Source organism: Asticcacaulis sp. (assembly GCF_047605585.1).
GTDB lineage: Bacteria > Pseudomonadota > Alphaproteobacteria > Caulobacterales > Caulobacteraceae > Asticcacaulis.
The window spans coordinates 262,342-284,524 of record NZ_JASGFK010000002.1 but is presented as its reverse complement, the minus strand read 5'-3'; the positions used below and the strand labels follow the sequence as shown (position 1 = coordinate 284,524).

The following is a 22,183-nucleotide window of genomic DNA, read 5'->3' as shown; positions in this document are numbered from 1 at the left end:
CGTCCATGACCCCATCAGCGCCTTTGCCTGCCATCGTTGCCCGCCCGTTTATGCCGGCAAAGGATTTCGCCGTCAGCAAGGCGTTTTACGAGGCGCTGGGCTTCAAAAAACTGCTCGACAGCGAGGTGGCTATCTTCGCCTGTGAAGGCGCCGGCGGCTTTATCCTGCAAAATGCCTGGGTCGAACAATGGGCCCACAATTTCATGATGCAGCTGATGGTCGAAGACCTTGATGCCTGGTGGACGCATATAAACAGCCTCGACCTGCCGGGCCGCTTCGGTGTCCAGCCGCCCAAGGCACCGAAAATGCAGCCCTGGGGCCTGCGCGTCGCTTTCGTTTATGACCCGGCGGGCGTGCTGTGGCATGTCTGCGAAGCCCGTCCGGACGCGGTCCAGGATTTCACATAAGTATTTCACCTGAAGCAATCGACTTGCTCGAATCCGGTTCGCAGCCTAAAAACCTACACATGAAAATTGCCACCTGGAACGTCAACTCCGTCAATGCCCGCCTGCCCCTCCTGCTGGAATGGTTTCGCGAGGCGCAACCCGATGTTTGCGGCCTGCAGGAAATCAAGTGCATCGACGAGAAGTTTCCCTACGAAGCATTTGAATCGTTGGGCTATAACTGCGCCGTCCACGGCCAGAAGACTTATAATGGCGTCGCCATCCTCTCCAAGTTTCCGATGAGCGATATCCAGCGCGGCCTGCCGAAAGAAGAAGCCGATATCGACGACCATTCGCGCTATATCGAAGCCGTGATCGAAGCCGCCGAACCCGTCCGTTTCGGCTGCCTCTACCTGCCCAACGGCAATCCCCTCGGCACCGATAAATATGCCTACAAGCTGCGCTGGCTCGAACGCCTGCATGCCCATGCCGAAGCCTTGCTGAAGCATGAGGAAATCACCGTTTTAGCTGGTGATTTCAACATCATACCGGGCAAGGCTGATCTGTGGAAGGAAGGTCCCTGGTTGGGGGACGCCCTCTACCAGCCGGCCGTGCGCCGCGCCTATCAGGGTCTGAAGAACCTCGGCTATACTGATGCCTTTGAGGCCCTTTCGCCGGAAGGCAACCGCTATACCTTCTGGGATTACCAGGCCGGCGCCTGGCAGAAGAACGAAGGCATCCGTATCGACCACCACCTGCTCTCTCCCCAGGCGGCGGACCGGCTGGCGGATATAGTGATCCACAAGGACACGCGCGGCCGCACGCATGACGAGGCCAAACCGTCCGATCACGTACCCGTTGCCGTTGAGTTGAGAACAAAATCTTAACCCCGCTTCGTCACAATAAGGGTTTGTTAGCCATAAATCCCAGGCGTGACTGTCCATGGCCCATGCCGCGCGCATCCTGCTCTATTTCCTGTTTGCCGGCATCGGCCTGACCCTGATCGCTTCCGGCCTGATGTGGTGGTTCGAAGCCTCGCGCCGCCTGGCCCGCGCGCTCAATTCCGCCCTGGGCAAGCCGGCGGATGCCGTGATCTACGATCTGGATGGCCGGAAGGCCGCCGCCCTCGATTTTACTGCTGGCGACCTGGCCATCATGTGGAAGACCGGCGCGCAAGGCCTGGTCTTTGCCTTTGATGAGATCGAAGGCGCCGAACTGATCGTCGATGAGCGCGTTGTCGCCCGTGCCCAGAAAGGCGAAGCACGCCGGGTGCTCAACGAAACCCACGCCCAGGCCTCGCGCGTCACCCTGCGCCTGATGTTCGACGACGTGCATACGCCGGAATTCGAGGTCAACCTGTTCGGCGATGTCAGCCACAATCCGGTCCACGCCAAGACCGCCGCCGAGGCCGTGCGCATCGGCCGCAAATGGCTGTCGCATATCGATGCCGTGATCAAACGTCTGCCGGCGGAATCCCCCTCTACTTCCCTGCCGGAAGACGCCGTGGCCAGCCCGCCGCGCAAGCCATCGTCAGCGCCCGCCAAACCGTCATTCAATGACCTGCCGCCGTGGGAGGGCAATGACGACGATGACACAAACGACACTTATGGCGACGAAAAACGGCGGGACGGCGCTTAAGACTTAACCTCCGTGGAAAATCGTGGTTAACTTCCTGTTGAGAATTCAATAGTTGTTTCCGGATAAGTGCTGTGCCGACCTATCTGCCCACGATCGTCATCCTCGCCGCCGCCGCGCTGGCTATTCTGGTGGTGCTGTACCGCATTTATGACTCGCGCGTCGAGCAGCCGAAGAAGCTGGAAGACGAACTGCGTGAAGGGCTGGGGGAATTCAAGGCCGATGTCATGGTGCTGGAGCCAGTCCGCAAAGCAGCGGCCGCCAGCTCCTTTTCGGGCGACCGGCTGATCATCGTCGAGGATTTCGGCAAAAAACCGCATCGCCCCTACAAGATGGCGCAATTGCTCGGCATGGAAGTGATTGTCGATGACAAGGTCATCGGCCGCGTCATGCGCAGCGGGCCGCATATCATGCTGGATGACCTGGCGCCGGTCGTGCATCGCGTCAGCATGCGCCTGGTCCTGGACGATCCGGCCTTTCCCAGCTTTGAACTGGTCATCTGGGACCCCAATGATACCCTGACCGCCCGCGCCGAAGGGCCACGCGCCGCCATGAACAATGTGCGCAAGTGGTTCTACCATGTCGAGGCCGTCCTGCGCCGTACAATCAGTGCGCCTCAACCGGTCGTCGGCGCGCCTGCGGCCGCGGCCGCCGTTAAGATGTCCGATTTTGTGCCGCCCCCGTCAACCACACCGCCACCGCCCCCGCTGCCGCTTGTGGCCGCCGCTACACCGGTTTCTCCGGCGCCAGCCACGACACCGCCCACAAAGCCGGAAGGCGATGTGCTGAATGCTCCCCTCATCCCCTATCTCTGACCTGTACTTTCCCCGCCTCATCATGTTAGGCATGACTGAACTCGAGCCTGGTCGGAGACCGTAAGTAATGTGGACCCTGGCACTTGCGTGCGCCTTCTTCCTCTGCATCCATCTGATGATCAGTGGCACCAGCCTCAAGGAGCAGATCATCGGGCGCATCGGTGGCGTCGCCTACTATATTCTCTTTTCACTGTTCTCGATCGGCGGTCTGGCCTGGATGATCATCGCCTTCGGCATCGCCCTCGGCGATCCAATGAATGTGGTGCTGTGGAAGTCCGAAACCTTCCTGCGCGTCATCGGCCTGTTCGGCAATTTCATCGCCATGTTCCTGGTCGTGATCGGTATCGTCACCCCCTCCGCCACCAAGCTGACCGCGCTGTTCCGCCTGCCTGACAAAACCGTGTACGGCATCAACCGCATTTCGCGTCACCCAATCCTGTCCGGTATCGGCATCTGGGCGGCTATCCACATGATCTGTAACGGAAACCTGGCGGCCTGGATCTTCTTCGGCTCCATGCTGGCCCTATGTGCCCTGGGCGCCAATAATATCGACCGCAAGCGTATGGCTCTGATGGGCGATGCCTATGCCTCGATCAAGCGCCGCACCTCGATCATTCCGTTCGTCGCCATCATCGAAGGCCGCATCGCCTTTGCCCCTGAGGAACTGGGCGTGGCGCGGATGCTGCTGGCGACATCCATGTTCGCGGCCATAACCGTTCTGCACGAACTGTTGTTCACTGCTCGCGCCATTTGAGTTTGCGACTAAAAAATGCGGCAGCGCACCCAATTTGGGTTAATTTGCCATTGATCTTATCACAAATGTTTGAACAAATGGGGCTATAGCGATCTGAATAATTCAGATGGGTGGGTTCGCGTCGGTTATGAAGCTATCAGCTTTTACCTTGCTGTTATTTTTCGTTGCCGTGGCGCTGGTAGGCGCCAGCCTGCTCGGCCACTTCCGCCCGGTTCCCCATATAAGCGAATACGCCTACTGGCTGATGACGGCCGCTTTCGCCGTCCTCAGCTTCGGCATCGTCTTCAAAGGCGAGACACGCTAGGTTCGGGCGACACTTCCTCATCGATCGACAGGGCCAGTTGCAGAGCCTTCAGCGCCTCGGCGCCGGTACACAGGGGCCGCTCACGCGTCCCGCGCACCGTATCCAGGAAACGGAATACACTGGTGCCCAGGGGATCTTTCGCGATATCGGCTTCGGCGAAATCGGCGTTCAGCGCGAAGGGCGTGGTGTTCTCGAAGGTCCGGTTCAGCAGGTCGATGCGCACTTCGCCGCTGGGATAGACGATGCGCATGGTGCGTTCGCGCGCCTCGGCCATGCGCGAGGCCTGGAAGCGGGTCGTCATGCCGTTCTCGAACTCGATCTCGGCTGTCACCTCGTCAGCGCCGACGGCCTTATAGCCCTCGTCCGTGCGATAACGCGCCGACGCCACCAGTCCGCCCGGTCCGGCATCGGCCAGCGTCCGCGCCAGGTCGAGATCGTGAATCATCAGATCGAGCACCACGGAGACATCGAGATTGCGCGTCGAGGCCGTGCCATTGCGCACGGCTTCCAGACGCAGCGGGGTTTGCGGCACATCATAAAGACCCATGGCTTCGAAAACCGCGCGTTCCTGGTGACCGCAGGCCAGGACGAGTCCTTTCTCCGCCGCCAGGTCGACCATGGCCACGGCATCGGCTTCCTTCACCGCCAGCGGCTTTTCGGAATAGACGTGCACACCGGCATCCAGGGCCTTCAGGGCAACCGCCGCATGAGCGAAAGCCGGCGTGGCGATGGTGACCGCATCGATGGCCGCCAGGAAGTCTGCCAGTTCATCGCCACCGAAGGCCTTGACGCCATGCTGGGCCGCCAGAGCCTCGGCGCGCGCCTTGTCGAGGTCATAGATACCGACAAAATCGACGGCCGTCGCCTGCTTGTATTTATTGGCATGATAGCCGCCGAAAACACCGGCGCCCGCCACGCCCACCCGCAAAATCTTAGTCATGACAATCTCTTCCGACATTTGTGCGTCCTGCTTACTCCGCTTTGCCCCTGAAATGGAATACACATCAGGCTACATAATATTGTGCACAGCCACATAAACCGCTTTTTCGCCACGCCTATCAGGTCTAAAAGAGCGGACTTTATTACCGCTACCCCGCCTTAGAACCGGTAGCGTTTGCGGAGGCAAGCTCGTGACACGTCTGTTTGGCGCCTATGTGATCGTTGACTACAGCGCCGCTGAAGGCAAGAAGACCGGCGAATCTTCGGTCTGGATCGGCGTGATGAAGCGCGATGTCCGCTTCCGCCTCTCCTACGAGTCGCACAATCCGGCCACGCGCGCCGAGGCCATCGCCCTGCTGAAAACCATCCTTGCCGACCTCCACAAACGCGGCGATCGCGTCCTGCTCGGCCTCGATTTCGCCCTCGGCTTCCCACGCGGCACAGCCGCACACCTTCAGGTGAAAGGTGCGAACTGGCAGGGCATGTGGGACTTCCTGACGAAAAACATCGTCGACAAGCCCGATAACAAGAACAACCGCTTCCAGGTGGCAGCCAAGATGAACCGCCTGATGACCGACGAGGCCTATCCTTTCTGGGGTTGCCCCAAGAGCGACGCCCAGAAGTGGCTGTCGACGCTCAAGCCGGATAGCCTGGGCGATTTCCCCGAATTCCGCCTGACCGAAGAGGCCGCGCGCAAGGCACACAAGAAGGCGCAAACCGCAAAAAGCCTGTGGCAGATGCACGGCGCCGGCGTTGTGGCCGGCCAGACCATGCTCGGCATCCCCGCCTTTAAGGCCTTGGCCGAAGGTCTGGGAGATGGTGCGAAGATCTGGCCGTTCCAGACCGGTTTTGGCGGGCTGGATGAGGCGGCGCTTGAGGGCGTCTCCACCCTGATCGCCGAGGTCTATCCGGCGGTCTTCGACGGTGAGGCCGCCCCCGGCGAGGTCAAGGACGCCACCGGTGTGCGCGTTGCGGCGCAGGCCCTGGCAGAGGCCGACGACAAAGGACAGCTTGGCGGGCTGTTCGCCACGCCGAAGGGCCTGAGCGAAGCCGATGCCGAAGCTGCCGCCGGCGAAGAAGGCTGGATACTGGGTGTTTAAGCCCCTCACCGTCTATATCCTGGCCGCCATCGCCGAAATCGCGGGCTGCTTCAGCCTGTGGGCCGTACTCAAAATGGGAAAGTCACCGCTGTGGCTGGTTCCTGGCGCGCTGTCCCTGTGCGCCTTCGCCTGGCTCCTGACCCTGATCGATACCCCCGCCGCCGGCCGGGCTTATGCGGCTTACGGCGCCATCTACATCACCGCCTCGATCGGCTGGCTGTGGTGTATCGAGAAGCAGCGCCCCGACCTGTGGGATCTGGCCGGGCTTGTGCTCTGTCTGGCGGGCTCCGCCGTTATCCTGTTTGCGCCACGCCACGGCTGATTTGGCGGTCAAGCCACAGGAAGCGCGCTGTCTGGAAAGTGCCGGAAATCAGCGAGGCCACCACCACGGCCCAGACCAGCCCCGCTACGCCCCACCCGAAGACGATGCTGAACACGAAGCCCAAGGGCAGCATGATCGCACCGTATGACAGATAGTGGATTATAGTCGGCGCCAGTATGTCCTTGCGGGCACGCAGGGCCTGCGCCGCCACCACCTGCAGGCCATCCGGGATAAAGAAGAAGCAGGAGAGCAGCAGGCCGGTCTTCACATCCGGCAACAGCAGCGGATCGTGGCTGTAGAAGCGCGAAATCACGCCCGCGAACACGGCGGTGAAAATCACCACACAGACCATGAAAGCCGCCGCCGAGATGAAGCTGACCCGGCCCATGCGCGCCAAAGCGGCGAAATCCCCAGCGCCGAAGGCCTTGCCGACCAGCACCGAACAGCCGGCCGAAAGTCCCATCGGCACCATGAACACAACGCTGGCAAAGTTGAGTACGATGGTCCAGCTCGCCACCTCGATCTCGCCGATATGGCCGGCGAACATAGTCATGCCGGCGAAGGCGCCCACCTCAATGAAATAGGCCGCCCCCGTGGCAAAGCCGACATGGCGTTGCTCGGCGGCGCCGTGAGGGTCGTTTTCCTGACGTCCCAGCAGATCGAACGGACGGGTTTCCTTCAGGCGCAGGTATGGATCAGCAGGCCTGCGGATTGCAAAGCGCGGGCGATCAGGGTGGCGGTCGCCGCCCCCATGGCGCCTTCGAAATGGATGCCGAAGACGGTGACATGTCCGGGCACCAGAAGCAGCAGCAGAACGACATTCAGCGCATTGGCGATCAGGGTGGCGATCAGGGTATCCCGCGTCCGGCCCAGGGCTTCGAGGAACAGCGAACCGACCTGCCCCGGCAGGAAAACCGGGATCGAGCAGGCGAACAGGATCAGAGGCAGATGCGCCCCCGCCACCATGTCCGGCTTGACCACGAGGGCGAGGAAATGCGTACCGCCAAGCAGCAGGAGCGTCATGAAGCCAAGGCCAAGCATCAGGGCATAGCCGATGCCGCGCTGAAAGACGGCCCCCACACGATGCAGATCGCCGGCACCTATGAAATGCGAGGTCTTGACCTGTACCCCCATCAGCAGCCCCATGGAGGTCAGGGCCGGCACCCAGTGCAGCGCCTGCGCCAGGGTCAGATGGCCCAGTTCGGCGGAACTGTGCTGGCCGACAATAATGGTATCCATCAGCGCCATCAGCATGACGCCCACGCGCGAAGCCACCACCGGCCATGACAGTCGAAAAAGGGCGGCAAACGCCGCCCTCGTCTGAGGCTCAATCCGGGAGATCAGGGTTATCATGCCCGGCGCTATAGCCGAGTTTGTGATCACGTTCAATCGGGCATGGCGACGAGGCACGGCTGATGTGGCCATCGTTCGGAACCACGTGCCGCCCTCTCCCCCGTCAGGGAGGAGAGAGAGTAAGTAAGGGCTTCAACCGGATCGTCAGCCTGGGCCGCGAAACGGTGGCGCGGCGCTTTGCGTCGATTTCGCCGCCGCTCGTCTCTGCAAGGCCAGTTCGGCCCGCGCCGCTTCGATAGCCTCGGTGTAATCGACATAGGTGACCTGCTGTGCCGCCAGGGCCGCCTTGAGGCAAGCCGCCGCCGGCTGGACTTCCGGTACGGCGGGCTCTTGAGGGCGGGCGGGCACCTCAACCTCGGTCTTTATGACGTTTTGGGCGGCCTCCCACCATGACCCCAGATCGCGGCGGCGGGCGTCACCCCATTTCAGTGTGCTGGCCAGGGAAACCCGCGCCTTGATCGCCGCTTCCTCATGGGTAGCGCGTTCGGCCTCGACCTTGCGTGGGTCCGTCTTCTGGCGCTCGGCGCGGTCGCAGCGGCTGTAGATGCGCTCGATCATAGCGGCCACGCGGACGGCCTTCTCTATGCCCGAGAGATCTTCGGGATCATCCATGGCGGTGACCCTGAGCAGCATCCGGTCGGCAAAGGCACGCAAAAGCTTGCGCCGCTCATCCGGGGTCAGGTGTTCCTGTGCTGTGCGGTCATCCTGAGACATCCGGACAGGATGCAGCAGGAAATGTGGGAGGGGATAGATTTCAGGAATGCGGCGGTGAAATGAGGCAACTGATATCCTGTCACCGTAATCGGAACGCACCATAAATAAAGCCCGGACAGTGCTCTGCCCGGGCTTTATTCCAGAAAACCAAAAGGGGCTCAGGCCGCCTTGCTGGTCGCAGACTTGAGTCGGTGCAGGCGCTCGGCCACCAGGAAGCTGAGTTCCAGCGCCTGGTCGGCATTGAGGCGCGGATCGCAGTGCGTATGGTAGCGGTCCTGCAGATCCTCTTCCGAAAGCGCGAAGGCGCCGCCGGTGCATTCGGTCACGTTCTGGCCGGTCATTTCCAGGTGCATGCCGCCCGGATGGACGCCTTCCGACGCCGCGATATCGACGAAGGAACGCACCTCACCCAGGATACGGTCGAACGGACGGGTCTTGTAGCCATTGTTCGCCTTGACGACATTGCCGTGCATCGGATCGATCGACCAGATGACCGGAGAGCCGTGCTTCTTGGTGGCGGCCATCAGGCGCGGCAGACGCTCGGCCACCTTGTCGGAACCGAAGCGGCCGATGATGGTCATGCGGCCCGGAATGCCTTCCGGATTGAGCGTATCGATCAGACGCAGCAGGTCGTCCGGCTCGATGGTCGGGCCGGCCTTGACGCCGATCGGGTTCTTGATGCCCTTCATATAGTTGACGTGCGCACCATCGAGCTGACGGGTGCGCTCGCCGATCCACAGCATGTGGGCCGAGGTATCGTACCAGTCGCCGGAAGTGGAATCGATGCGCGTCATCGCCTGCTCATAATTGAGCAGCAGGGCCTCGTGCGAGGTGAAGAAATCGACCTGGCGGATTTCCGGCTGGCGATCTGGCGTAATGCCGATGGCCGACATGAAGCTCAGCGTCTCGGAAATCTTGTCGGCCAGGGCGCGGTAACGCTCGCCCTGTGGCGAACCGGAAACGAAGCCCAGGGTCCACTTGTGGATATTGTACAGGTCGGCATAGCCGCCCTGCGCGAAGGCGCGTAGCAGGTTCAGCGTGGCCGAGGACTGGTGATAGGCCTTGATCAGGCGCTGCGGGTCCGGCAGGCGGGCTTCCGGCGTGAATTCCATGCCGTTGATATTGTCGCCACGATAGGACGGCAGGGTGACGCCATCGATGGTTTCGATCGCCGAGGAGCGCGGCTTGCCGAACTGGCCGGCAATGCGCCCCACCTTGACCACCGGCTTGCCGCCGGCGAAGGTCAGAATGACCGCCATCTGCAGGATCAGCCGGAAGCTGTCACGGATATTGTCGGCCGAGAATTCCTTAAAGGATTCAGCACAGTCCCCGCCTTGCAGGAGGAAGCCATTGCCTTCCGCCACCTTGCCGAGCGCCGTCGTCAGGCGGCGCGCCTCACCGGCAAAAACCAGCGGCGGCAGGTGCGAGAGTTCATTTTCCACGGCGTTCAGGGCCTGCGCATCCGGATAGTCATTCGGGATATGCAAAGCCGGCAGCGAACGCCAGTCTTGGGGGGACCATGTCTTTTTCATAACGCTATTTACTCATGTGGCCGGCTATTATCAACCGTCAAACTATTTTCCGCTGAATATAGTGACTGAAAATCTACTGTAAAGTCCGAGGCTTGTAGTTAAATTCGTAACTTTATGCTCTCGCGCGCGGCTTTTATGGCCAGGACTGCTGCCATGACCGCGAGCGCGCCGAGGCAGTAGAACCAGGCCCGCCACAGTCCGTAACTGATGGTGCCGATGACCAGAAAACAGGTGGCCTGCGCCATCAGGTAGGGCTGGAAGCGCAGGGCCAGATTGCCTTCCGCCGGCGTTTCGTGTTTGTGATCCAGTGACCGAAGCTCCCCCGGCAATGCCTTTGGCGCAGCGACCTCGCCCCGAACCTGCATGTTCCAGAACAGCCAGAACCAGAAAGCGGCCAGCAGCAACAGGCCGGGAATGCCAAGCTCCAGCCAGGCCTGCAGGGCCATGTCGTGCGGGTGATTGGGGATCATCGGATCGAAACGGCGCGAGGACTCGTATCCCCAGCCCCATATGGGCTTTTCCAGCGCGCGGGAAACGGCGAAGGTCCAGATATCGATGCGTGCCGCCCAGGAGGGCAGAAGGTCGGTCTTGATCTTCTGCGCCAGGCCGCCCTGCATCAGGCCATAGATGATTGCCGGGAACAGCAGCATGGGGATCAGGCTTAAGACCGCCATCACCCGCTCCGGCGCCAGGGCTTTCAGGGCCCGGGGCCAGTATTTCACGGCGAAGAAGACCGCCGCCGATGCCGCCAGGGCAAGCAGGTGCGCATTGGTATCGCTGACGAAGGCCGCGGCGATCAGGGCCACCGCCGTCAGGGCGACAACGATCGGCCGTCCGCGTGACATCTGCACCATGACCAGTGGCCAGAACAGCATCAGAAGCGCGCAGTTGGTATTGGAAAAACCGACAATCAGCATGTTGTCGCGGCTTTTCGAGACATTGGCGCTCAGCATCTGGCGCAGGCCAAAATGGGTGATCGCTTCCATGAACTGCACCACCGCCAGGGCGGTCAGCACATAGACAAACCATTTGAACAGGGCGAAGGCGCGGGCGTCACTGAGCGACCGGGCCGCGAAGATCGATGCCCAGCAGATGACCCACAGCAGCATGGGTACGGTTATGGTGACATCGCCGGTAATGACAAGCTGTGAGCCCTTATAGGCCTGGGCCAGCGGCACGCCGCGCGCTACCGCCTCGGCAAAATCCGAACGCAGCAGGCCGAGCACCAGCAGCAGGGCGGTCATGGCCAGGAAGGGCGCGAAGGCCTTCCACGAGCCGTGCGACAGACACAGGTGCCCCAGGCTGAACAGGCCGATCAGCAGCATCAGCGCTGGCAGGCCCGTGGTCGAGACATAGACCCACGGACCGAATATGGTCAGCCCGCCATAGAGTATCCATGAGGTGTAGCCTTCCGTGACCCGGCGCCACAGGCTTTTGTTACGATCGGCGCTCAGCAGCCCCAGCTTATCCTGCGTCATGCGCGCTTATCTTTCAGGGTGACGAGTTCCTCTGCGGCTGTCGGGTGGACGGCGCAAGTGGCATCCCACTGCGCCTTGGTCAGCTTCGCTTTCACGGCGACACCGGCCAGTTGGATGATTTCCCCCGCCTCGCCGCCGACCATATGGACACCCAGGACCACGTCAGTTTGCCGGTCCACGATCAGCTTCATGAAAACGCGGCTTTCGCCCTGGACAAAGGCCGTCTTCATCGGCCGGAAGCGCGTCTGGTAAACATCGTATGCGATGCCTTTGGCGATGGCTTCCGCCTCGGTCAGGCCCACAGTGCCGATCTGCGGTTGCGAGAACACCGCCGTCGGGATGTTCTCATAATCGTAGGCGGTCGGATTGTCCTTGAAGGCGGTCTCGACAAAGGCGATAGCCTCACGGATGGCCACCGGCGTCAGGTTCAGGCGGTTGGTGACATCGCCGATAGCGTAAATATGTTTGTGGCTCGTGCGGGAGAAGGCATCGACCGGCACGGCGCCATGCACATCCAGTGTGAGGCCGATGGCGTCGAGGTTCAGGCCTTCGGTCTTTGGCTTGCGGCCGGAAGCATAGAGCACCTCGTCGGCCAGCATGGTCGTGCCGTCGTTGAGCGATATCTGCATGCCCTCATCGGTCTTCTTCAGCGCCACAGGATCGAGCTCGGTGCGGATCCTGATGCCGCGCAGGGCCATTTCGCTGGCCAGATGATCGCGCACATCGTCATCGAAGCCGCGCAGTATCTTCTGGCCACGGTACAGCAGGGTCACATCGACACCGAGGCCGTGCATGATGCCGGCGAATTCCACCGCGATATAGCCGCCACCGACAATGGCGAGGCTCTTCGGCAATTCTGGCAGATTGAACATGTCGTTCGAAGTCAGGCCGTGCTCGGCCACGCCGGGGCAGTGCTGCGGCAGGAAGGGCCAGCCGCCTACGGCGATCAGGATATTCTTCGCCGAAACAACGCGTTCCCCGCCCTGCTTCGTCGTCAGGATGAGGTGATGCTCATCCTTAAAGGCAGCATGGGCGGCGATGACCTCTACCCCGGCCTTGACCAGATTGGCGGTATAGATCTGCGACAGGCGCGTCAGTTCGGCGTCATTGGTGCTTTTGAATGCGTTCCAGTCGAAAGCACCGGCACTGGCCTCGTTCCAGCCGAAGCCCTTGGCGTAATGCACCTGTTCGGAAAATTCCGAGGCATAGACCATGAACTTCTTCGGGACACAGCCGCGCAGCACACAGGTGCCGCCGGGGCGGTCTTCCTCGGCCACAGCCACTTTCAGGCCCAGTTGCGCCGCCAGCCGCGCCGCGCGTACACCGCCCGAACCGGCGCCGATAACAAACAGATCGTAGTCGTACTTATCCATGTCGATACTTTCGGCGGAACGCCCGCGATAATGTTACGGATGCAGGACCGTCACGCCGTCCGATCCACCGATCAGGGCGACATCCGCCAGATCGAGGAACAGGCCGTGATCGACCACGCCGGTCAGCGACTTCAGCTCGTGCGCCAGTCCCGCCGGCTCGTGGATCGCCCCGCAAGCCACGTCGAAGATAAGATTGCCGCCATCGGTAATCCAGTAGTCATCACCCTTCTTACGAACCTTCGGCATCATGTTGATGTCGAACTCGACAAGAACGTCCGAAATCCGGTTGACCGTTCCCTTCCAGGCGAACGGCTCGACCTCGATCGGCAGCGGGAACTTGCCGAGCAACGGCACATTCTTGGCGGCGTCGGCGATGACGATGCACGACTTCGCCTGCTCCCAGGTCAGCTTTTCGCGCAGCAGGGCCGCACCGCCGCCCTTGATCAGGGCGAGGCCGGGCCCGACCTCATCTGCGCCATCAACACAGAGGTCCAGGGTTCCGACATCATTGATATCCCTGATCGTCAGACCCAGGCTTTCGGCCAGTTGCGTGGTCTGGATCGAGGTCGAGACCAGGGTCAGCTTCATGCCCGCCTGAACCTTTTCGGCCAGCGCCTTGACGAACCAGGCGGCCGTCGAACCGGTGCCCAGGCCGACCTTCATGCCGTCCTTCACATATTCGGCGGCAGCATCGCCCACCTGTTTTTTCTGTTCGTCGGCGGTCATCACTTTTTACCCTTTGCAGCTTTTTCTGCGGATTTGCGTTCACGGAAGGCCGTGGCCCAGCCTGCCTTTTCAATCTGTTGCGCCCGTTCGAAGGCCAGAGCCCCCGGTGCGACATCGGCGGTGATCACCGAGCCGGAGCCCGTCATGGCGCCATCGCCCACCGTTACCGGCGCCACCAGCGAGGTATTGGAGCCGATAAAGGCGTGCGCGCCGATGGTGGTCTTGTATTTGAAATAGCCATCGTAATTGCAGAAGATGGTGCCAGCGCCGATATTCGAGCCCGCCCCCACGCTGCCATCGCCGAGATAGCTCAGGTGATTGGCCTTGGCGCCTTCGCCGATCGTCACGTTCTTCACTTCGACGAAATTGCCGATATGCACGTCCTTGCCGATGTCGGCGCCCGGCCGCAGACGGGCATAGGGGCCGATCAGGGCGCCCTCGCCCACCTTCGCGCCTTCAAGGTGCGAAAAGGCCCGGATCACCGCACCGGTCCTGACCGTCACGCCCTCGGCGAAGACGACATTAGGCTCGATGGTCACGCCGGCGGCAATCTGGGTATCGTAAGAGAAGAAAACCGTTCCCGGCGCCGGCATATGCACGCCGTTGTCCATAAAAGCCTGGCGGACACCGTCCTGCCAGACCTTCTCAATCACCGCCAGTTCGGCCTGGCTGTTGGCGCCCAGCACCTCGTTTTCCTTCGCGAAGGTGACGCGCGGCTGCAAGCCCCGGGCGCGGGCCAGACCGACAATATCGGTCAGGTAATATTCGCCCTTGGAATTCTCGTTCTTCACCTCCGACAACAGCGAGAACAGCTGCTCGCGATCGCAGGCGATGACGCCGGAGTTGCAGGCCTTGATCTTCAGTTGCTCCGGCGTGCATTCGCGCATCTCGATAATGGCGTTGAGCCTGTCGCCGTCCAGCACCAGACGGCCATAGGCCGCCGGATCGACCGCTTCAAAGCCCAGCACCGCCATGTCGGCATCGAGCGCAAATACCGGCTCCAGTACCTTGGCCGCCATCAGCGGGCTATCGGCATAGGTGACGATGACCTTGCCATCAAACCCGGCCAGGGCCTCACGCGCCACATTGACCGCATGCGCCGTGCCCATAGGCGGGTCCTGCGTCACGATGTTTTCGATACCGACGCGCCGGGTCGCCGTCTCGCGTACCGCCGGGCTATGATTGCCGACCACCACGATGACCTTTTCGCACCCGACCTCATAGGCCGCGTCGATGGCGCGGTCGAGCATGGTGCGCCCGCCGATCTTGTGCAGCACCTTGGGCAGCGGGCTCTTCATCCGCGTGCCCTGCCCTGCCGCGAGGATGACTGCGGCGCGTCGGATGGAGGGAGTTTCAGCCATGATAGCGACTCTTTTCGTTTGCCTGTTGGGCCGATTTAGCCCAAAGCGAACACAAATTCGATGAAAAAGACGGACCTCTGCGAAAATGACCCTGGACGGATATATCCTGGCTTTCGATCTTGACGGCACACTGGTGGATAGTGCCCCCGATATCATCAATGCCCTGAATGTCGTCCTGCAGGAACAGGACGTGAAGCCCTACCATCTGGAGGAAGCCCGTCCGCTGATCGGCCGCGGCGCCATGGAGCTGCTGCGCCGGGGCTTTGCCCTGGCCGGCGCGCCCCTGGCCGCCGACCAGGAAAAGCCGCTGCTTAACCGCCTGCTGGAGCATTACGAGCAGCATATCTACGATCACAGCCGCGTCTATGACGGGCTGGTCGAAGCGCTCGATACGCTGGAGGCCGCCGGCGCGCGCTTCGCCGTCTGCACCAACAAGCCCAACTATCTGGCCGTGAAACTGATCGAGACCATCGGCCTGTCACAGCGCTTCGGTTCGATCAAGGGCGCCGACGTGGTGCCCAACAAGAAGCCCGCCGCCGGCCATCTGCGCGCCTGCATCGACGAAATGCACGGCGATATGGCGAAGGCGATCATGATCGGCGACTCGGAAACCGACTTCCTGACGGCGAAAGCCGCCGATGTGCCGTGCATCCTGTTCACCCATGGCTACAGCGAGCGCCCGCTGGCCGAACTGAACGCCAATGCCCTGCTGGATCATTACCGCGAACTGCCGGCGGCGGTGCAGGCGTGTATAAAATAGAAAAGACACTTGCGCGGGGCGTTTGCGCACGCTAATACCCGCGCCTCCCCACCGGTAACGGACGCGTAGCTCAGCGGGAGAGCATTCGCTTCACACGCGAAGGGTCGCAGGTTCAATCCCTGCCGCGTCCACCATTTCCATTTTCTTCGAAAATGAAAATTTTTCTCTGGCGTTCAGGCGCAGAGCGCCTTGGCGCCACGCAGGCTGCGCGCCCGCCTGGTCGTTATTTAAGAAAAGCTCATTGAGTCAGGCTGCGCCAGTCCGTATGGGGCTGGGCCGATTGGGGCGCCGCATCCGCATGGTCGCGCGTCATGTAGCCGATCTCGAAGACCAGCAGCGCCAGGCACACCATAATGAAACCGCTCAAGATGGCGATGGCGGGAGAAACCTTGGGCAGATCGTCTTCGACTGTGGCGGTACGCATGGGAATACTCCGATTACTGATCTTAACTATGCCCCACTGCCCTTTCCCCATGTTTAAGATAAACAGTAAATCTGGGGTAAATCAGGGCAAGGGTCTTGCCGCCACGCCATCATTCGTCATTACCACCGGCCGAATATGGCCGTCAGGCTCGAAATACATCCGGTCGATGGCCATTTCGCGGTGATTGCCATCGGTCTCGCTTAAGGGGCGGCGGTGATAGACGATGTACCAGTCATCCGTGCCCGGTACATTGACCACCGAATGATGGCCGGCGCCGCGCGCGATGCGCATATCCTGCTGGAGGATCTTGCCTTCGCTTTTAAAAGGACCGAAGGGCGTCGGCCCCATGGCGTAGGCCACGCTGTAATCCGGTCCGGTCCACTCGCCTTCAGACCACATCAGGTAATAGATGCCATTGCGCTTGATCATGAACGAACCCTCGACATAGTCGGGATCGGGCGTGATCTCCTTGTAGGTCTCGCCATCGGGAAACGGCACCACGCTTTTCAGGTCAGGGGCCAGCTTCACCACATTGCAGTGCTTCCAGCCACCGTAATACATGTAGTACTGGCCGTCGTCGTCACGGAAGACCATCTGGTCGATCGGCTGGGCGCCGTTATGGATATCGCCGATCAGCGGATGGCCGAGCGCATCCCTGAAGGGGCCTTCCGGCCGGTCGGACACCGCCACGCCGATGCCGCCCAGCTCGCCGGCATGGACATCGTTGGCGCCGAAGAACAGGTAATATTTCCCGTCTTTCTCGATGGCCGAAGGCGCCCACAGCGCGTAAGCGGCCCAGGCGACATTCTGCACATCGAGCACATGCTTGTGTTTCTGCCAGTGCACCAGATCATCGGACGAAAAAGCATCCATGAAGGTCTGTTTCAGGAAGGGCGCCCAGATATTCGGATTGGCGCGTAATTTCCGCTGTTGTTCCGACAGTTCCGGAAGCATCGGGTCGCTGGCGTCGGGCGCGGAAACCGTGGGGTATATCCAGTACTGGTGATTGAAAATGCGGATTTCCGGATCGGCATACCAGCCGGGCACGATCGGATTGCCGGCCAGCGCCGGAAAGGCCGCAAGCAGCAGGGCCGTAACGCCAATGGCGACCTTCATCGATTTGCACATCTGTTTTCTCCCGTATAACCGGACCATAGAAAGGCGATGCGCCCCTGACAAGACCGTGATGTCTCGCCGTTTCATCCTCATTGATCCCTTATCCGCCATACCGCACCCTGATGGTATCGACTCAGGTTATATCAGGGCCAGCATGATGTCCGATCAGTCTTCGCCACGAGACTTCCACGCCGCATCGTCGCCGGAGCATCCCGAAGCGACGATGCCCTCGCGCGCCGACGCCAACCGGGCCATCGCCCACGATATCCGCTCGCCGCTGAACGCCGTGCTGGGCCTGTGTGACCTGCTGGCGCAGAGCGAGCCGCTGACCGGCCGGCAAAAAGAATTCATCAAAACACTCAAGGCTTCCGCCGGCGCCCTGGCCGAACAGGTCAACCGCCTGCTGGAAAACAATGGCCAGAAGGCCCAAAGAGTTATGCCCTCCCCCCTCAACGCACCCGAAACCGAGCTGCCGCACGCCCCGCCGCCTTCGGAACCGGATCACAAGCCACGGGTACTGCTGGTCGATGACTATGCCCCCAATGCCCTGGTGGTGGCCACCTATCTGGAAAAGTTCGGTTATGACTACGATGTCGCCGACAATGGCGTCGAGGCGGTCACTCTCGCGCGGCGCAACCGCTACATCGCCTGCCTGATGGACGTGCAGATGCACGACATGGACGGCATAGAGGCGACCATGGCGATCCGTGATTTCGAGCGCCAGGAGCATCGCCCGCACCTGCCGATCATCGGCATTACGGCCCATGCGTTATCCGGCGACCGTGAGCGCTGCATCGATGCCGGCATGGACGAATATGTCGCCAAGCCGTTCAATCCCAGCGAGCTTGAAACCCGGCTGGCCGCCTTTAACCATTAGAGCACTAGGCTTCCTGCTGGTCCTCGCGCAGGATACCTTCCAGCTCCTCGCGGGACAGTTTGGCGAAGTTGATCATGTCCGGCTCGCTCTCGAAGAAGGCAAATGAGCGGCGCAGGGTTTCCATGTCGTGGTTGCGGAACTTCTTGGCGCGTCGTTCGATATCGGCCTTCGGATAGCCGAGCGCGATCATGGCGTCACGCGCCACGGTCAGCGACGAATCCAGCAGTTCGCGATGGTAATAGTCGGCACCGGCGCGGTTGAGATCGAAGGCGTGACGGCGGTTGCGGGCGCGGGCAAAGACCTTGAGCTTTGGGAAGTGCTGCTTGGCGATCTTGACGATCTCGATGGCGCTGTCGGCATCATCGACCGCCACCACCAGCAGGCGCGCCTCCTCGGCCCCAGCGCTGCGCAGCAGATCCAGCCGCGTGGCGTCGCCGAAATAGGCCTTGGAGCCGAACTTGCGCAGCAGTTCGACCTGTTCCGGGCTCTTTTCCAGAACGGTAATGTCCAGCCCCTGGCTGACCATGAAGCGGCCGACGATCTGACCGAACCGCCCGAAGCCGGCGATGATGACGCCATTATGCTCATCGATTTCATCATAGTCGCGCACCGGCAGCAGGCTCATGAAACGCGGCTGGATGAACTTGGCGAAGCCAGCCACCAGGATCGGCGTCAGCGCGATGGAGAGCGCCACTAGCAGGACCAGGAACTTCTGGATTTCCGGATCGATCAGCTTCAAGCCGCCAATCAGTTGCAGCAGCACGAAGGCAAATTCGCCTCCCTGGCAAAGGCCGGTGGCCAAGCCGATGGCCGGAGAACTGCCCAGGCCGAACACGCGCCCCAGACCGAACAGGATCAGGCCCTTGACGATCATGACGCACAGCACCGCCGCGATCAGCCCCACCGGATGCGCCACCAGCACGGTGAAGTCCATGCCCATGCCGACCGAGATGAAGAATAGGCCCAGCAGCAACCCTTTGAAGGGTTCGATATCGGTCTCGATGGTGCGGCGATATTCCGAATTGGCCAGAACCACCCCGGCGATAAAGGCCCCCAAGGCCGGCGAAACACCGACCAGTTCCATCAGGATAGTGACGCCGATGACCAGGGCCAGAGAGGCGGCGGTGAAGACCTCGCGCAGATTGGCGCGGGCAATGGCGCCGAACACATAACGCGACAGATATTTGCCGCTGAAAATGACGGTGGCGATCACCGCCACCACCGCCAAGGGCTGAAGCCAGGCCGGCCAACTGGCGATCAGGCTGGCGCTTTCCCCGGTGGCGGTGACTGGTGCCCCGCCGTTGAGGCTGGCGGCCAGGATCGGTATCAGGATCAGGATCGGGATCACCGAGATATCCTGGAACAGCAGGATGGAAAACGAGGTTTCCCCTACCGCCGAATGGGTCAGGTTCTTTTCGCGCAGCATCTGCATGACCAGGGCTGTCGATGACATGGCCAGCGCCATACCCACGGCCAGGGACGACTGCCAGCCATGTCCGAGCAGGATACCCGTGACCATCAGGGCCAGCGAAGTCAGGGTCACCTGCAGCCCGCCCAGGCCGACGATCTGCCGGCGCAGCCGCCACAGGACGGCCGGTTCCAGTTCCATACCGATCAGGAACATCATCATGATGACGCCGAATTCGGCGAAGTGCATGACCTTTTCCGCCTCACCGATCAGGCCGAGCACGAACGGGCCGATAATGATGCCGGCCAGCAGATAGCCCAGCACGGAGCCCAGCCGGAAGCGCTGGGCCAGAGGCACCACCACGCACCCCGCCAGAAGGAAGACAAACACATTGAGTAAAAGGTGAATGTCCATGCCGCCGCCTCCAGAATCTGCAAGATCGCAGTATCTAGGTATGGCCCCCGGAATGACAAGTCTTTCCTGTGACCATATCGCGCTCTTGCGAATATCCGTGAAACATCGGAGAGTGATCAGACCATAAAAACAATATTTGAGAGAGGATACCATGCCCCACATCAACAGACGTCTCCTAGGACAAGGACTGGCGGCCGGCCTGATCGGCGCCGGGCTGGCAGGCACCACAAAGGCCGCCCCCATCGACCTGAGCTTCCCCAAGGATTTCCGCTGGGGCGTCGCCACCGCGGCCTACCAGATCGAGGGCGCCGTGAAGGAAGACGGACGCGGCCAGACCAACTGGGACGTGTTCAGCCATACGCCCGGACGCATCGCCAACGGCGATACCGGCGACGTGGCCTGCGACAGCTATCACCGCTACGCTGACGATGTTCAGCTGATGAAGAACCTCGGCGTCGGCACCTATCGGATGTCGCTGGCCTGGTCGCGCATCTTCCCGGAAGGCCGCGGCAAGCCCAACCAGAAGGGCGTCGACTATTATAATCGCGTGGTCGATACGCTGCTGGCGGCCGGGATCGAACCCTATGTCACCCTGTTCCACTGGGATTTGCCGCAGGCCTTGCCCGGCGGCTGGCAGAACCGCGACACGGCCCTGGCCTTCGCCGACTATGCCGGCTACATGGCCGGCAAGCTTTCCGACCGCGTGCATAATTTCATGACGGTCAACGAACTGCGCTGTTTCACCGACCTCGGCCACCAGATCGGCCTCCATGCACCGGGCCTGAAGCTGGACGCCGCCGGCGTCAATCAGGTCCGTCACCATGGCGTCCTGGCGCACGGCCTCGGCGTGCAGGCCATTCGCGCCCACGCCAAGCCGGGCATCCAGGTCGGGCTGGCCGACAATACGGTCTTCTACTGCCCGGTCATGGAAACACCGGAACATATCGCCGCCGCCAAGAAAGCCACGCGCGAGAAGAACGCCATGTTCCTGACCGCCATCATGGAAGGCCGCTATATCGACGAATACCTGACCGAACAGGGCGCCGCCGCGCCGAAGGTTCAGGCCGGCGACATGGCCGCCATCTCCAGCCCGCTCGATTTCGTGGCGCTCAATGTCTATACGCCGGAATGGGTGCGCGCCGATGACGGCCCCACGGGCTATGTCACCATCCCGCACATCGCCTCGTCGCCGCGCATGGCCTCGCCCTGGCTGGTGGTCGGTCCGGAGGTCGCCTACTGGGGGCCGCGTCTGGTCAGCGAACTGTGGGGCCCGAAGACGCTCTATATTTCCGAAAACGGCGCCTCGGCGGACGATCCCGTCATCAACGGCCATATCGACGATGTCGACCGGGTCATGTACCTGCGGAACTATTTCGGCAGTTTCCGCCGCCTGGTCGCCGAAGGCTATCCGCTCAAGGGCTATTTCCTGTGGAGCCTGATGGACAATTTCGAATGGGCCGATGGTTATGGCAAGCGCTTCGGCATACACTATGTCGATTTCGCCACCCAGACACGCACACCCAAACTCAGCGCCCTGTGGTACAAGGAAGTCATCCGCCAGGGTCGCATAGTGTAGCGAGACAGGCGGGCCCCGGCAAAGACAGGTTGATCAGGATATGTCCCAAACCAACGATCATTTTTCCACCGTCGCCAGACAATATGCCGAGGCCCGCCCCACCTATCCCGATGCCCTGTTCGACTGGCTGGCCGACGTGTCTCCGGCACGCGGCCAGGTCTGGGATGCCGGCGCCGGTTCCGGTCAGGCCTCCCTCGCCCTGGCGGAACGGTTCGCGCAGGTCCGGGCCTCGGATATCAGCGCCGCGCAGCTGGCTTCCCTGCCGGCGCACCCGCATATCACTACCCATGTCGGTGTCGAAAGCGGCCTGCCGGATGGCTCTGCCGATCTGGTGACGGTGGCCCAGGCCCTGCACTGGTTCGATCTCGACGCTTTCTACGCCGAGGTCCGGCGCACCCTCAAACCCGGCGGCGTGATCGCCGTCTGGAGCTATGGCCTGCTGCGTGCCGATGACGATGCCCTGACCGAGGCCATAAATCACCTGCATAACGTTATCGTTGGTCCCTACTGGCCACCGGAACGGCACGAAGTCGAGAACGGTTATATTAACCTGGCCTTCCCCTTTGAACAGATCGAAGCGCCGGTTTTCCGAATGACCGCGCAATGGGATCTGCATCGCCTGCTCGGCTATTTCCGCAGCTGGTCAGCCACCGCCCGTATGGAAAAGGCGACCGACGAAAACCCGATCGACGGCTATGCCCCCATCCTGCAAAACCTGTGGGGCAATCCGGACCATGTGCGCACGCTGACCTGGCCCCTGATGGTGAAGGCCGGACAAGTCACAGCTTGACATAGGACAGCCGGATAGGCTCAACTGAA

General features: G+C 61.4%; 24 protein-coding genes and 1 tRNA gene. 13 read left to right on the top strand and 12 right to left on the bottom strand.

Going from position 1 to position 22,183, the window contains the following annotated elements; translation table 11 throughout:
* Positions 1-5 precede the first annotated feature (5 nt).
* The 6 genes from QM647_RS07135 to QM647_RS07110 all read left to right on the top strand — a co-directional run bounded on the left by QM647_RS07135 (position 6) and on the right by QM647_RS07110 (position 3,891).
* Positions 6-407 carry a VOC family protein gene (locus QM647_RS07135; RefSeq protein WP_414994816.1) on the top strand — a complete coding sequence of 134 codons (402 nt, stop codon included), beginning with the start codon at positions 6-8 and terminating at the stop codon, positions 405-407.
* Between the two features lie 59 nt (positions 408-466).
* Positions 467-1,270, top strand: coding sequence for an exodeoxyribonuclease III (gene xth / locus QM647_RS07130; protein ID WP_414994815.1), 804 nt, complete (start codon positions 467-469; stop codon positions 1,268-1,270).
* 55 nt (positions 1,271-1,325) lie between these two features.
* Positions 1,326-2,021 carry a hypothetical protein gene (locus tag QM647_RS07125; protein WP_414994814.1) on the top strand — a complete coding sequence of 232 codons (696 nt, stop codon included), beginning with the start codon at positions 1,326-1,328 and terminating at the stop codon, positions 2,019-2,021.
* Between the two features lie 71 nt (positions 2,022-2,092).
* Positions 2,093-2,833 carry a hypothetical protein gene (locus tag QM647_RS07120; protein ID WP_414994813.1) on the top strand — a complete coding sequence of 247 codons (741 nt, stop codon included), beginning with the start codon at positions 2,093-2,095 and terminating at the stop codon, positions 2,831-2,833.
* 67 nt (positions 2,834-2,900) lie between these two features.
* Positions 2,901-3,587, top strand: coding sequence for an NnrU family protein (locus tag QM647_RS07115; protein WP_414994812.1), 687 nt, complete (start codon positions 2,901-2,903; stop codon positions 3,585-3,587).
* Positions 3,588-3,714: 127 nt separating this feature from the next.
* Positions 3,715-3,891, top strand: a complete 177-nt coding sequence (locus QM647_RS07110; protein ID WP_414994811.1) for a hypothetical protein — start codon at positions 3,715-3,717, stop codon at positions 3,889-3,891.
* Here the strand turns inward: QM647_RS07110 and QM647_RS07105 are convergent.
* The gene (locus tag QM647_RS07105) at positions 3,872-4,831 is read right to left on the bottom strand and encodes a Gfo/Idh/MocA family protein (RefSeq protein ID WP_414994810.1); all 960 of its coding nucleotides are present in this window, start codon (positions 4,829-4,831) and stop codon (positions 3,872-3,874) included. The genes QM647_RS07110 and QM647_RS07105 overlap by 20 nt on opposite strands.
* Positions 4,832-5,021: 190 nt before the next feature.
* On the opposite strand from QM647_RS07105, the gene QM647_RS07100 reads away from it, so the two are divergent.
* Together QM647_RS07100 and QM647_RS07095 are read left to right on the top strand one after the other, a co-directional pair.
* Positions 5,022-5,930 (top strand): cobalamin biosynthesis protein CbiG, encoded by a 909-nt coding sequence (locus QM647_RS07100; protein WP_414994809.1) that lies wholly within the window; start codon positions 5,022-5,024, stop codon positions 5,928-5,930.
* On the top strand, positions 5,923-6,252 hold the full coding sequence (locus QM647_RS07095; RefSeq protein WP_414994808.1) for a YnfA family protein: 330 nt from the start codon (positions 5,923-5,925) through the stop codon (positions 6,250-6,252). The genes QM647_RS07100 and QM647_RS07095 overlap by 8 nt, the downstream gene beginning before the upstream one ends.
* On the opposite strand, the gene QM647_RS07090 is transcribed toward QM647_RS07095, so the two are convergent.
* The 8 genes from QM647_RS07090 to glmU all read right to left on the bottom strand — a co-directional run bounded on the left by QM647_RS07090 (position 6,224) and on the right by glmU (position 14,789).
* The gene (locus QM647_RS07090; RefSeq protein WP_414994807.1) at positions 6,224-6,805 is read right to left on the bottom strand and encodes an MATE family efflux transporter; all 582 of its coding nucleotides are present in this window, start codon (positions 6,803-6,805) and stop codon (positions 6,224-6,226) included. The two genes, QM647_RS07095 and QM647_RS07090, sit on opposite strands and share 29 nt — an antisense overlap.
* Positions 6,806-6,930: 125 nt before the next feature.
* A complete protein-coding gene (locus QM647_RS07085) occupies positions 6,931-7,605 on the bottom strand; it encodes an MATE family efflux transporter (RefSeq protein WP_414994806.1) in 675 nt (224 codons plus the stop codon).
* Between the two features lie 144 nt (positions 7,606-7,749).
* Complete coding sequence (locus tag QM647_RS07080; protein ID WP_414994805.1) at positions 7,750-8,421, bottom strand: hypothetical protein; 672 nt, start codon at positions 8,419-8,421, stop codon at positions 7,750-7,752.
* Positions 8,422-8,477: 56 nt separating this feature from the next.
* Entirely contained in the window at positions 8,478-9,851 is a 1,374-nt protein-coding gene (locus tag QM647_RS07075; RefSeq protein WP_414994804.1) for a class II 3-deoxy-7-phosphoheptulonate synthase, read from the bottom strand.
* A gap of 98 nt (positions 9,852-9,949) precedes the next feature.
* The gene (locus tag QM647_RS07070) at positions 9,950-11,329 is read right to left on the bottom strand and encodes an O-antigen ligase family protein (protein ID WP_414994803.1); all 1,380 of its coding nucleotides are present in this window, start codon (positions 11,327-11,329) and stop codon (positions 9,950-9,952) included.
* Positions 11,326-12,702 carry a glutathione-disulfide reductase gene (gorA, locus tag QM647_RS07065; protein ID WP_414994802.1) on the bottom strand — a complete coding sequence of 459 codons (1,377 nt, stop codon included), beginning with the start codon at positions 12,700-12,702 and terminating at the stop codon, positions 11,326-11,328. The genes QM647_RS07070 and gorA overlap by 4 nt, the downstream gene beginning before the upstream one ends.
* Positions 12,703-12,735: 33 nt before the next feature.
* Complete coding sequence (gene rpiA, locus QM647_RS07060; RefSeq protein WP_414994801.1) at positions 12,736-13,428, bottom strand: ribose-5-phosphate isomerase RpiA; 693 nt, start codon at positions 13,426-13,428, stop codon at positions 12,736-12,738.
* A complete protein-coding gene (gene glmU / locus QM647_RS07055; RefSeq protein WP_414994800.1) occupies positions 13,428-14,789 on the bottom strand; it encodes a bifunctional UDP-N-acetylglucosamine diphosphorylase/glucosamine-1-phosphate N-acetyltransferase GlmU in 1,362 nt (453 codons plus the stop codon). Before glmU ends, rpiA begins: the two co-directional genes overlap by 1 nt.
* Before the next feature lie 85 nt (positions 14,790-14,874).
* Here glmU and QM647_RS07050 point away from each other — a divergent pair, with 85 nt between their 5' ends.
* The gene (locus QM647_RS07050) at positions 14,875-15,549 is read left to right on the top strand and encodes an HAD hydrolase-like protein (protein WP_414994799.1); all 675 of its coding nucleotides are present in this window, start codon (positions 14,875-14,877) and stop codon (positions 15,547-15,549) included.
* Between the two features lie 59 nt (positions 15,550-15,608).
* Positions 15,609-15,683 (top strand) — tRNA-Val (locus tag QM647_RS07045).
* Positions 15,684-15,787: 104 nt separating this feature from the next.
* Here the strand turns inward: QM647_RS07045 and QM647_RS07040 are convergent.
* Both QM647_RS07040 and QM647_RS07035 read right to left on the bottom strand, forming a co-directional pair.
* Positions 15,788-15,973 (bottom strand): hypothetical protein, encoded by a 186-nt coding sequence (locus QM647_RS07040; protein ID WP_414994798.1) that lies wholly within the window; start codon positions 15,971-15,973, stop codon positions 15,788-15,790.
* 81 nt (positions 15,974-16,054) lie between these two features.
* On the bottom strand, positions 16,055-17,101 hold the full coding sequence (locus tag QM647_RS07035; protein ID WP_414994797.1) for a glycoside hydrolase family 43 protein: 1,047 nt from the start codon (positions 17,099-17,101) through the stop codon (positions 16,055-16,057).
* 145 nt (positions 17,102-17,246) lie between these two features.
* Here QM647_RS07035 and QM647_RS07030 point away from each other — a divergent pair, with 145 nt between their 5' ends.
* A complete protein-coding gene (locus QM647_RS07030; protein ID WP_414994796.1) occupies positions 17,247-17,966 on the top strand; it encodes a response regulator in 720 nt (239 codons plus the stop codon).
* 4 nt (positions 17,967-17,970) lie between these two features.
* On the opposite strand, the gene QM647_RS07025 is transcribed toward QM647_RS07030, so the two are convergent.
* Positions 17,971-19,788, bottom strand: a complete 1,818-nt coding sequence (locus tag QM647_RS07025; protein ID WP_414994795.1) for a monovalent cation:proton antiporter-2 (CPA2) family protein — start codon at positions 19,786-19,788, stop codon at positions 17,971-17,973.
* A gap of 151 nt (positions 19,789-19,939) precedes the next feature.
* Here QM647_RS07025 and QM647_RS07020 point away from each other — a divergent pair, with 151 nt between their 5' ends.
* Together QM647_RS07020 and QM647_RS07015 are read left to right on the top strand one after the other, a co-directional pair.
* A complete protein-coding gene (locus QM647_RS07020) occupies positions 19,940-21,364 on the top strand; it encodes a GH1 family beta-glucosidase (protein WP_414994794.1) in 1,425 nt (474 codons plus the stop codon).
* Between the two features lie 40 nt (positions 21,365-21,404).
* On the top strand, positions 21,405-22,154 hold the full coding sequence (locus QM647_RS07015; RefSeq protein ID WP_414994793.1) for a class I SAM-dependent methyltransferase: 750 nt from the start codon (positions 21,405-21,407) through the stop codon (positions 22,152-22,154).
* Positions 22,155-22,183: the final 29 nt, after the last annotated feature.